Source organism: Paenarthrobacter sp. PPS72, from assembly GCF_048537125.1.
In the GTDB taxonomy this organism is placed as follows: Bacteria; Actinomycetota; Actinomycetes; order Actinomycetales; family Micrococcaceae; genus Arthrobacter; species Arthrobacter nitroguajacolicus_E.
This window is the reverse complement of the sequence record NZ_JBLYIE010000014.1, coordinates 103901-115472: the sequence shown is the minus strand read 5'-3', so window position 1 is coordinate 115472 and position 11572 is coordinate 103901. Positions and strand designations below refer to the sequence as shown.

Sequence of the window (11572 nt, the reverse complement as noted above, 5' to 3'; positions counted from 1 at the left end):
ACACGCTCCTCGTCGGCAGCGTCAGATGTGTATAAGAGACAGGGCAGGGTCCGGCTCCGGTATACAGAACCTCAGCCCGTCGCCCAGAATCCGTTGTTCCTACAGTACAGAGGCACCTGTACATCGCCGACGTCGAGCGCGGGGTTCCATTGACCACATTCGAATATGAAGACGCAAGTCTTCACAGCATTTGTCTGGCTCAACCATCCATATTCGCTCTTATCCGCTCATAGCCCGGTACGTATTCGGCAGCAGGAATGCCGACAGAAACCTCTAGAAGTTGTCATCTGGCAGTTCTAGAATCTGCATTGAAGGCCGTTTATGGCCGTTGGATCTCGCAGAGTAGGTGAGTAGCATGAAGAAGCACCTCGCACTTATTGCCCTTATCGCCGCACCACTTCTCGCCGGATGCGGAGGGTCACCCAGTTCCGACACTGGCACACCACCTCCCGGATCAGAACAACAAAATGCTGCCGAGCCAACTGTTGGAACTCCCTTCACTGCGGATATGGGCGGTGGGAATGTCGCAAAAATAACCATAGTGACGGCGCAGTTCGTGGACACGGTAAGCGCCAACCAGTTCGCTCCGAAGCCTAAATCTGGAAAGTTCCTTCAGCTAGATGTCTTGTGGGAAACCGAGAAAGGCAAGACTTCGGCCAACCCGCTCTACTTCAATGTTAAGGACGCTGAAGGCAGGAAGGCCGACATGCAGCTTTTCGGGGATGGAACGCTTGCTTCCGGAGAAGTTATAGCGGGAGACAAGGCGCGCGGTTTCGTGAACTATGACGTAGCTCCCGGCCCGGTCACCGTGACAGTCACCAACCCCGGACTACAAACAGTGGCCACAGTCAAGATCACGCCCTAGGCGTTGACTTAGAGCCGGTCTCCGGGGAGGTGTGGCACTTGATTCATTGGCGCATTCAGTAGAGTCAAGGGATGACGAGTCACGACTAACCGCACGTCTCCAGAGGACTGCTGAAGGTTTGGTTGTTCAGGCTTGAAGACGCCGCAAGGATTTATCGGGACGTGGGACCGGCCGGGGGGACGGCAGGGTCCGACGCCGGTATACAACAGAACCTCAGTCCCTCGCCCCAGGTACAGAGGCACCTGTACATCACCGACGTGAAGCGTGGGATTCCGCATCCGTTTGAGGTCAAACCCTATTTTTGTTCCACGACGTATTCGTATTCCCCCAAAGGTTTGAATCAGTGATCTGCGGGGATGTCTGCCCTGCCACTGGAGCTTTGCTTCGGTGAACCCCGCAGTTTGCGGAGCTGCATCGCCCGGTATTCCTGGCGGGACAACGTGACCATGTAGAGAGTGATGGCACCGGCAAAAGCAGTCAGGAACAGCCCGCCCCACATGGGACTTTGTCCTTGTCCCAGGGGAGCCAGCAGTATCACCACCGAAAACACAGTGAGCAGCCCGGCAACAACAGCGAGAATGCCCATCCCCCACCACGTGCTGACCTGGGCCTGCCCCCGGCCCGGCAAAAAGCCGATTTCGTCTGCGGGGTAACTGTGCAACTCACCGGTGCTGGTTTTACTCAGCACACGCTTTTCTCCGGCTGCCACCGCCGCCTTATGCTCGGCGTACACGGCATCATTGTGCCGTTCGTGGTCCGAATACATGGTCAGCCCCTCCTTAGAACACTGAGGAACTAAGTGTTTCATTAGATAGCGGAAAATGACGCACGCTTACGTTGGGAGCATAGCCGGCGCGACCGCTGAGGGGCCTTTTCGAAGGGTGCTCTGGAGCTCATCGGTCCACCAAGCCGCTACAGGTACTGTGAGGCCCCGCAGCCGGGTGCACGGAGATTGTTAGAAGCGGAACACCCGCCAGCGTCGGACATTAACTGTGCGGTGACGGAACCACCGTTCGGCGTGGCCCATGGCACGGGTTGCTACGGCCCAGTACGCCACGCCGGCTGCCAGGGACACGGCAACAGCCAAGCCTTTGCTGACCTCGACGAAGTACGGATACACCAACCAATGGGTGACGTAGATATAGAGGGAAGAGCTCGCGAGCAGCGCCGTGATGCGATGAAGGCCACGGGGCACGGGCAAGGTAGGTATCCACAGCAGAATGAGGAAACCCACCAGGATGGTGGCGCTACGGGATTCGCTCGGGAAGGATCCGGGAATGGTCAACAGTGCCAAGGCCGTGAGGGCGGCGCGTTGCCACCATCGCCGGGAGACCGCAGCAGCCCAACCGAAAGCGAAGAGCCACAACACCGGCCCCTGACCGGGGTAGGGCAGTTCAATGATGTCGAAGCGCTGCAGGAGATCGATCCCGGCAAGGACCAGCGGAAAAGCCCACGGCCATCTGCGCAGCGCCCTATCAACCCCTGGAATGGCCAGGAGGATCGCCAACCCGAGCAGGATGTGGACCAGCACCTCAACGAACCAGAAGCGCGACAGGTCAGTCCACCCTGGCGGGCCCACCAAAGAGTTCAGTAAGAAGATATTCTGCCAGCGATAGTCGTCGGTGACGACGAACGCGAGACCGATCACCGCAACGCTGGGCACCACAATCCGCGCAACCGCACCTAATTGCCGTCTAAGCCGCTCGCCCCTGGACCCCGTGAGCTGGAAGCGCGCAAAATTGTAGCCGGCCAAGGCCATGAGCACGTGCGCGGTGCCTTCCCAAGAGAAGAAGTCGATGTGAGTGGCGACGATGAAAACGATGGCAACAGCACGGAGGACGATCCCTGTTTCCATGCTGGCGAATAGCTTGCTGTGCCACTTCTGCACGGCACGGCCAACCGGGCCCGGAGCACCCGCTTTCCCCAGGTCTCCCGAGGGGGCTGAGTCCTGCGCGGGAACCAGTTCGCAGATGGGCATTGTGTGCCATCCCTGTGGAATACGGCCAAGGGCCTTCTCCAACCGCACGGACACCGCTACATAAGATAGCGAGTCTCCCCCCAAGGACACGAAACTGTCCGTGATGGCAACATTCTGGCGTTCCAAGGCCTCCGCGTAGATTTTCTGCACTGACCCCGTCGTTGCGGACGGATGTCCGTCGTCAGCGTCCAAAACGTCTTCCGATTGGGCTGGCTCCGAACGGACAGAAAGCGCCAGGATGGCGGGGTAGTCAGGTTTCCCGTTGGCCAGCCGCGGAATGGACGGTACAGAGTAAAGTTCGACGGCGGCACGCGGCACGCCGAGGTCCTGCGCCAGTGTTTTGGCGACCAGGGCTAGGTCATGGTCCCCTTCCACTGCGGCTACCACCATCTCGTCGGAGCCCGCTGCGGCGGCACTTAGGCCAAGGTCGGCGAGGAGCCGCTCCACTTGTCCCAGATCGACCCGCAGCCCAACGATCTTGACGAACCTGCTGCGACGGCCAACAATTTCGTAGAGTCCGCCAGTTCCCTGCCGGGCGAGATCGCCGGTGCGGAGCTCTGTAATTTCACGGCCGAGGGCCAAGTCCCCGGGTTGCTCCGCGTAGCCCAACATGACATTGGGGCCGGTGTAAATCAACTCGTGGGCATCCAGTTCCGGGACGGGTTCCAGCCGGAACGCTCCCCCGGGTACCGGCACCCCGATAGCGCCCGGGTGGTCCACCGCTTGGTCAGGTGGAAGGTAGGCCATCCGGGCGGTGGCCTCCGTCTGCCCGTACATGACAAATAGGTCCCAGCCGCGCTCCTGACCCAGTTGGGAGTAGGCCCGGACCCTTTCCGGGGCAAGTCGACCTCCAGCCTGGGTGATGTAGCGCAGGCTAGGAAGGTCCATGTGTTCGAAGCCCACCCGGTCCAGAAGATCGAACGTGTACGGCACAGCAGCAAACGACGTTACGTGCCGGGACCGGACCAGGTCCCAGAAACACGGGTCCACCACCGACAGGTCCGTCAGCGCGATCGAGGCCCCCACCAGCAAGTGGCTGTTGACCACGCTCATCCCGTAGCAGTAAGAGAGGGGCAGCGTGGTGGCTGCCGTGTCACTTGGACGCAGGTGCAGGTACTCGGCGATCGCTGCCGCATTGGCCTGAAGGGAAGCTCCGGCGAGACGAACAAGTTTCGGTGATCCAGTGGACCCTGAAGTGCTGACCAGGAGCGCCAACTCAGGGTGCAGTTCGTGCCGGGTCTCGAGCCTGCGGACGTCCAGGACAGAGCTGCCTTGGGATGAGCGGGCAATAACGTCGGGGTCATAGGCCGCGATGAGCGCTTCCGCGGCTTGGCCACCACCCGCGGGCAGGATCAGCAGTGGATGTCCGGACGCCAGCGCGGCGAGATAGACGGTCAAGGACGATAGCGTATTCTCGGCCTCAAGGGCGATCAGTCGTCGGGCAGGGCCCAAGGAGCGCACCATGGCCTCCACGCGGTAGGCAAGCTCGCTATAGCTAAGTGAGCGTTCCCCGACGCTGATGGCGGTCCGGTCTCCGAACGCAGCCAAATTTGCGGCGAACGACACTCCGGCCAAATCCGGCTGAATAGTCACATGCGAAATTGAACAAGGTAAAGCTAACCTAACTCAACTGGATAATGCTTGGCGTCATGAATATGACCTCGGCTAGGCGCTCACCGGGAACGCTACCGCCTCGCCCACCACGCGCAGGCAGAGCTCCGTTCCAGGTTTAGTGATGGATGCGTTCCAATGCCTGATGGTGATCACCTCACCGCCGCCCGGGTAGCGATGGCCGTTGCCGGAGCTTCCTCCGTCGGGAGCAGAATAAGAACCCAGCCTGATGCGCACGGTCGTTTCAGGCCCAAAGTAGTCGGTGTCCACAACGACGCCACGGATGGGGCCATCCGGAGCGATACGGATCTGCTCCGGCCGCAGCATGAGTTGGACCCTGCCCTGGGCAGGGGGGCGCCTCACGGGAATACCGCCCAGGGAGCATGTAGCCAGGGAGCCTTCCATCCAGGCGTCCAAAATGACCGCCTCACCCAAGAACTCCGCCGTGGCACGGTCCACGGGACGCGTGTAGACAACAAAGGGGTTGCCAATCTGGGCTAGTGTTCCATCGCGCATGATGGCCACCTGGTCCGCAAAGGATAGGGCTTCTGCTTGGTCGTGGGTGACCAGGATGGTAGTCACGCCGGCTTGGCTCAGTACCTTGGCTACGGCCCTCCGCGTCGCGACGCGGAGACCGGCGTCCAAGGCGGAAAACGGCTCGTCGAGCAGCATTAGTTCGGGCTCAAGGGCCAGTGCCCTGGCCAAGGCAACCCTCTGCTGCTGACCGCCGGACAACTGGTGAGGCCGGCGCTTTGCCATGGAGGCATCAAGCGAAACCATTGCGAGCAGCTCCTCAACCCGGGCCCGAACACCCCGACGACCGCCGTCGAGCTTTCCAACGTCCAGGCCGAAGGCGATGTTCTGCCCCACCGTAAGGTGCGGGAAGAGGGCGCCGTCCTGGGCAACGTAGCCCACGTGGCGCTTGTGCGCGGGAACCCAGACCCCGTTTCCCGCAACGGGAGTTCCCTTGAGGCTGATTGCACCGCTGGAGGGAACCTCGAAACCCGCGATGAGCCTCAGCAGCGTAGTCTTGCCCGAACCTGACGGTCCCACGATGGCAGTGGTACTGCCCTTGGACACGGAGAGATCGACACCCCTCAAGACCGGCTGTGAACCAAAATTCTTGGTGACGCCGGCAATGTCGAGGTGAATGTCCGTGGTTGGTGCAACAGAGGGCGCGATGCGCGGCGCCGCTATTCCCGGGGAAGAATGAGTAGTCACTGTCCGGCCACTTTCTTGGACTGTTGGAAGAGCAGATAGGTCATGGGGGCCGAGAGCAGGATCATCAGCAACGCGTAGGGTGCCGCGCCGGCGTAGTCAATTTCGCTGCTCTTACTCCAGAACTCTGTAGCGAGGGTCCGGGTGCCGTTGGGCGCGAGCAGGAGTGTGGCCGTGAGTTCATTGACGATCGCGAGGAAAACCAGGGCTGCTCCCCCGGCCGCGGCCGGGGCGGTGAGCCGCAAGGTGACTTTGAAGAAGGACACCAGCGGAGCCTTGCCGAGGGACTGGGCAGCCTCATCAAGCTCCTTGGGCGCCTGGGCCAGACCGGAGCGAAGGTTGACCAAGGCCCTCGGCACGAATAACAGGACGTAGGCTGCGATCAGTACACCCGCAGTCTGATAGACGCCGGGAATGGCACGGATGCTGACGGTGACGAAGGCAAGGCCCACCACGATTCCTGGCATTGAGCTGGTCACGTAGTTTGAGAGCTCAAGCATTTTGCTGAACCCGCTCGGGTGCCGGACCGCCAGGTAGGCCATGGGGAACGCCACCACGGTTGTAACAGCAGCGCCCACCGCCCCGTACATCAGGGTTTGGAGTAGCGCGGGGATGAATTCATCGGCTGCCCAGACCTCCGACCCTCCAGCTACTGCCCAGCGCAACACAAGCCACAACGGGAGACCAAAAGCCAGGACAGTCAGAGCCAGCATTGCCAGCTGCGCCGGCGCTTGATAGCGGCCCAGGGCAATCCGGGTGGCTTTGGCCTGGGCGCCGGAACCTATGCGTGCATAGCGTGCCGTGCCGCGGCTCTTGACCTCGGCGAGCAACAGGATGAGGCAGAGAAAGACCAGGACGCTGGCCAGCATGTTGCCTGCAGTACCGTTGAACGTCGACTGGAACTGGACCATGATCGCCGTCGTGAAGGTATCAAAACGGATCATGGCGAAGGCTCCGTACTCTGCCAGGAGGTGCAACGCCACCAGCAGCGCGCCACCGGTCATGGCGATGCGAAGTTGCGGCAGCACCACGCGGAAGAACACGGCCCAGGGGCCAAGACCCATGGAGGCGGCGGATTGTTCGATGGCCGGGTCCAGCCTGCCCAAGGTGGCGGCTGCCGGTATATAGACCAGCGGGAAATAGGACAGGGTGGCAATCAGCACGCCGGACCAGATTCCCTCCAATGAAGGAACCGCGGACACCCACGCGTAGCTGTTCACAAACGCAGGGATCGCCAGAGGCGCGGCCAACGCGACGGCCCACCAGCGGTGACCGCGGAGGTCGGTCCGCTCCACCAACCAAGCGCCCCCGACCCCCAGGATGAGGCACAGCGGAACCGTCAAGACCATCAGCATGACGGTGTTCAGCAGCAGCTCGCCAACCCGCGGCCGGACAATAAGTTCGACGGCGGTGTCCCAGCCTGTCGCCGCTGTCATATAGACGACGTAACCCAGCGGCACCAGCGAAAACAGTGCAATCAACACTGCCAACAAGGACACAGTGGAAACGCCGAAAGGCGGGCGGGGGCGCTTGCCCCCACCCGCCGTCGTCGTGCTTTCCGGACTCTGCGAGCCGGGAGCCGAAAGGCGAACGCTCACGGAATTACAGCAGTCCTGCCTTGGTCATCAGTTCGGTGACCTTGGTGGAATTCAGCTTGGCCGGGTCAACGGCAGGTGCCTGGAGCTCTTTGATGGGAACAAGCTTCTGGTTGGCCTCAACCTGGGAGGCGATGGTGTACTCGAACGACGTACCGTTCTTGAGGATCTCCTGGCCTTGCTTGCCCGTGATGAACTTCAGGAACGCCTGGGCGTCCGCTGCCTTCTTTGAGGACTTCAGGACACCGCCACCGGAGGTGGAGACGAACGCACCCGGGTCCTGGTTCTTGAAGTAGTACGGCGTGACGTTCTTGGAATTCTCGCCGGTCTTGGCCTGATCGCCGTAGTAGTAATAGTGGTAGATCAGCGCAGCGTCCACTTCACCGGCGTTGACAGCCTTCATGGCGGTGCCGTTGCCCTTGTAGGCCTTGAAGTTTTCCTTCATGCCCTTGAGCCAGGCCTCAGTAGCGGCCTCACCTTTGAGCTCGAGCAGGGCGGCAACAATTGCCTGGTAATCGGCGCCCGTGGGCGAAGCTGCCCACTTGCCCTTCCACTCGGGGTTAGCGAGATCCAGCATGGACTTGGGCAGCTTGTCTTCGCTGATCTTGTTCTTGTCATAGACCAAAACCGTGGAGCGGGCGGCTATGCCGGTCCACTTGCCCGTGGACGGGCGGAACTCCGCCGGAACCTGATCGACAGTAGCCTTGTCCACATCAGCGAACAGGCCTGCATTTTCAACCTGCGCCATTGCAGGTGAGTTTTCCGTAAGGAAAACGTCAGCCGGGGAAGCTGCGCCCTCCTGGACAATCTGGTTGGACATTTCAGTGTCCGAGCCCTGGCGAAGGGTGACCTTGATGCCGGTCTCCTTAGTGAAAGCTTCGGTCCATTCTTTGGCCAGGCTCTCATGCTGGGCGTTGTACACCGTGATGCCATCGCTTGCGGCGACGGATTCGGAAGCGGCAGGTGCGGTGCCGGCGTTGGAGCCACAGGCCGCGAGGCCGAGCGTTGCGGTGGCGGCGAGTGCGATTCCGGCCAGCGCATTCTTGCGGAACTTCATGGGGGCTACTTTCGTGGGGAAGATGAGGAAAGTTGGGGACTATCTCCTCCCGAGAAGTTTAGGTTAGCCAAGCCTAAGCATCCAGCCGGGGCCGGCGAGGTGTTGCAGGTGGCCGTAATGTTACGGCGGCGAAGGGGTTTCGATTAAGGGGTCGGACTCGGCGAAGCAGAGGAAGTTTCACCGCCCTCAGTGGCAGTCATTGTAGGTGTCGCCTCGGGCGACGACGAAGATGGCGATTCTGAAGTTGGCGATTCTGAAGTTGTCGATTCTGAAGTTGTCGAGGGAGTCGAAGCAGACGGGCTGCCCGAAGAGATGCTCGGCGTCGGGCTGCCGCTTCCGCTGCCGCCTTCGGCTTTCTCAAGCACCTGGTTGATCAAATCCTCAAGCTCCTTCTGGTCAGGATCGCCCAGGGTTGCCCCGCTCTTCGTAGCCACCACCAGCAACCTACCCTCAGCGGCGGACACCTGCATCAGCTTTTGCTGATTGTCACCCGAACGGGTGCTGATGGTTCCGAACGTTTCCGAGGCATTCGTCTCAGCCTGAAGTTTCTCGCTGGTGACGTCATACGTTCCGCCAAGTGCCTTCACTGTGAACTTCGAGCAGTTGTCCATCTTGGCGCTGATGTCTTGGAGAACCTTGTCGGCGTCCGGTCCTTCGCTGCCGGACTGTGCGGACAGGGACCTTGGCTGCTCGCCCTCAGACAGCGCGACGGCGATGTCTCCCTTTTCAACCTTGTCCATCAGCCCCGCGGTGGCGATGTCCTTGCAGTCAGCGGGATCGACTGTGGCGGTGCTCAACAATAGATTGGCGATGTTACTGCCCTGGTCCACTTGATCCTTTGAGTAGAGCTTCAGTTCGTTACCGTCACCGTCCTTCATGCCTGAGATAAGGTCCCGCAACTCATCCTCGTTGTAGACCTTGGCTTGGACCGACTCCGACGCCGATGCGGTGGCGGAAGGGCTCGAGGAAGGGCTTGCTGAACCGCCTCCGCCGCCTGTGCACCCGGCTAATGCCAGCGCCCCAACCGCCAACACTCCAACCGCTGGAACTTTTCGCATGTGATCAACCTCCGCAATAGCAAGGGTACTTAGTAAGTCCCAGCATAAACGGATCACCCCCGGGACGGAACGGTACGCGGCGTTAATGGAAAGCCTTTCCGGCGACTCAGTAAGACTTTGTTGCGGGCACCCTTGGGAATTTAGTAAGGGTGCTTAGTTCCAGTAAGATTTGTTCCCATGAACAGACCGGCAAGGCCCCAAACCTCAAAACTCAAGCAGTCCATTACCGGTCCACTTCTTTTCCTCTTTATCCTCGGCGATGTGCTGGGAGCCGGTATCTACGCGCTGGTGGGAAAGGTGGCAGGCGAGGTGGGCGGGGCAGTCTGGATTCCCTTGGCACTTGCCTTGTTCCTGGCCATGCTCACCGCCGCCTCCTATGCGGAGCTGGTGACAAAGTACCCTAAGGCCGGTGGGGCTGCCGTCTTTGCAGAGCGGGCTTTCAAAGTTCCCCTGATTTCGTTTCTGGTCGGTTTCTGCATGTTGGCCGCCGGAGTGACCAGCGCGGCCGGGTTGAGCCTCGCGTTCGCCGGGGATTACCTCAAGCCCTTCCTGGACGTACCCGCCACTCCAACGGCATTGTTGTTTCTGCTGTTGATCGCGCTGCTGAACGCGCGCGGGGTCAAGGAATCCGTCAGGGCCAACGTAGTCATGACCGTCATCGAAGTATCAGGCCTTGTCTTGGTCATCGTTCTGGTCGGCCTCATGTTTGGCCGCGGAGACGGCGATGTTTCCCGCGTGGTTGAGTTCAACCCGGCCGTTTCCCCCGGGGCGGGAATCCTCGCCGCTTCCTTGTTGGCCTACTACTCCTTTGTAGGCTTTGAAACCTCAGCCAACGTGGCCGAAGAGGTCCGGGACGTCCACCGCGTCTACCCCAAGGCACTGTTCGGTGCATTGCTGACCGCTGGTGGCATCTACATTCTGATTGGCCTGGCATCATCCATCGCCCTGCCTGCAAGCGACTTGAACAGTTCTTCAGGCCCACTGCTGCAGGTTGTTCAAGCCACTGGTTTTGGAGTCCCCGACTGGGTCTTCGGCCTGGTGGCACTCATCGCCGTTGCCAACGGTGCCCTGCTGACAATGATCATGGCCAGTCGCTTGGCCTTTGGAATGGCCGAACAATCACTGCTGCCGGCAGGGATGGGGCGGGTTCTCCCCAAGCGGCGCACGCCTTGGGTGGCCATTGCGGTAACCACTTTGGCCGCGATGGCGCTGACCGCCACCGGGGACCTCGGCTCGCTCGCTGAAACAGTGGTCCTGCTGCTCTTGTTCGTCTTCATCAGCACCAACGTGGCCGTCCTCGTGCTGCGCAAAGACAGGGTGGAACACGAGCACTTCCGCGTGCACGTCATCATCCCGTGCCTGGCCCTGGCCTCCTGTGCGCTTCTCCTGTTTCAGCAAGACGCGGAAATCTGGTTGCGTGCAGCCATCCTGCTGGGAATCGGGCTCGTCCTCTTCTTCTTTACGCGCTGGATTCAGGCCCGCAAAGGATCCAACTACCCCGCCGGTGAAAACCACGCCACGGTGGAGAAGGAGCCGCTAGAGTCCTAAACAACCTTGCGAACCAAAACATCGAGGAGCCTTATGCCGACTGACATTCCCTGGAACCGCGGCGAGTGGACCAACCAGCCAGCCGCCGTCGTCGAGCAGGCAGGTGACCTGCTGGTGACGGCCGCCGAAAGCAGCGACGCCTGGCGCGTCACGTCCTACGGATTCATCCACGACACCGAACACGCGCTGCTGGCTTCCTTTCCGCAGGACAGCGCCATGGAGGTTGAGTTCACCGCCGAATTTTCGCAACAGTTCGATCAGGCGGGCATCTTTATCCGTGTCAGCGCCGAGCACTGGATCAAGGCTGGCGTCGAATTCGCCGACGGCGCCGCTCAACTGGGCGCGGTGGTCACCGACCGCTTCTCCGACTGGTCCTTGGCGCCTGTGCCGGAATGGAATGGCGGGCGCGTACGAATGAGGGTCAGCCGCTCGGGCGACGCCCTGACCATCCGGGCCACTTCAGGCAGCAACGAACTCCAGCTGGTGCGAGTGGTGCCGTTTGCACCTGACCTCGTTGCAGCCGCCGGGCCGTTTACCTGCGCACCAACACGCGCAGGGTTGACCGTTCCTTTCCACTCCTGGCGCGCTACGCCAGCGGACAGTCAACTCCACTGATGCCCTCAGGGTGGAACGAGCTTGCGG

General features: G+C 60.9%; 9 protein-coding genes. 3 read left to right on the top strand and 6 right to left on the bottom strand.

What is annotated here, in order from left to right; all coding sequences use genetic code 11:
• Positions 1-355: 355 nt before the first annotated feature.
• The gene (locus ACLRGI_RS06990; RefSeq protein WP_419200940.1) at positions 356-865 is read left to right on the top strand and encodes a YajG family lipoprotein; all 510 of its coding nucleotides are present in this window, start codon (positions 356-358) and stop codon (positions 863-865) included.
• A gap of 340 nt (positions 866-1205) precedes the next feature.
• Here ACLRGI_RS06990 and ACLRGI_RS06985 read toward each other — a convergent pair whose 3' ends face one another.
• The 6 genes from ACLRGI_RS06985 to ACLRGI_RS06960 all read right to left on the bottom strand — a co-directional run bounded on the left by ACLRGI_RS06985 (position 1206) and on the right by ACLRGI_RS06960 (position 9382).
• Complete coding sequence (locus ACLRGI_RS06985; protein ID WP_419200939.1) at positions 1206-1631, bottom strand: LapA family protein; 426 nt, start codon at positions 1629-1631, stop codon at positions 1206-1208.
• Positions 1632-1820: 189 nt separating this feature from the next.
• On the bottom strand, positions 1821-4436 hold the full coding sequence (locus ACLRGI_RS06980) for an AMP-binding protein (RefSeq protein ID WP_419200938.1): 2616 nt from the start codon (positions 4434-4436) through the stop codon (positions 1821-1823).
• A gap of 72 nt (positions 4437-4508) precedes the next feature.
• Positions 4509-5675: an ABC transporter ATP-binding protein gene (locus ACLRGI_RS06975; RefSeq protein ID WP_419200937.1), complete on the bottom strand. Its 1167-nt coding sequence runs from the start codon at positions 5673-5675 to the stop codon at positions 4509-4511.
• A complete protein-coding gene (locus ACLRGI_RS06970; RefSeq protein ID WP_419200936.1) occupies positions 5672-7270 on the bottom strand; it encodes an ABC transporter permease in 1599 nt (532 codons plus the stop codon). The genes ACLRGI_RS06975 and ACLRGI_RS06970 overlap by 4 nt, the downstream gene beginning before the upstream one ends.
• A gap of 4 nt (positions 7271-7274) precedes the next feature.
• A complete protein-coding gene (locus tag ACLRGI_RS06965) occupies positions 7275-8324 on the bottom strand; it encodes an iron ABC transporter substrate-binding protein (protein ID WP_419200935.1) in 1050 nt (349 codons plus the stop codon).
• Between the two features lie 143 nt (positions 8325-8467).
• A complete protein-coding gene (locus ACLRGI_RS06960; protein WP_419200934.1) occupies positions 8468-9382 on the bottom strand; it encodes a hypothetical protein in 915 nt (304 codons plus the stop codon).
• 177 nt (positions 9383-9559) lie between these two features.
• On the opposite strand from ACLRGI_RS06960, the gene ACLRGI_RS06955 reads away from it, so the two are divergent.
• Both ACLRGI_RS06955 and ACLRGI_RS06950 read left to right on the top strand, forming a co-directional pair.
• Positions 9560-10930 carry an APC family permease gene (locus ACLRGI_RS06955; protein ID WP_419200933.1) on the top strand — a complete coding sequence of 457 codons (1371 nt, stop codon included), beginning with the start codon at positions 9560-9562 and terminating at the stop codon, positions 10928-10930.
• A gap of 33 nt (positions 10931-10963) precedes the next feature.
• Positions 10964-11545, top strand: coding sequence for a DUF1349 domain-containing protein (locus ACLRGI_RS06950; protein ID WP_419200931.1), 582 nt, complete (start codon positions 10964-10966; stop codon positions 11543-11545).
• The last annotated feature ends 27 nt before the right edge of the window (positions 11546-11572 follow it).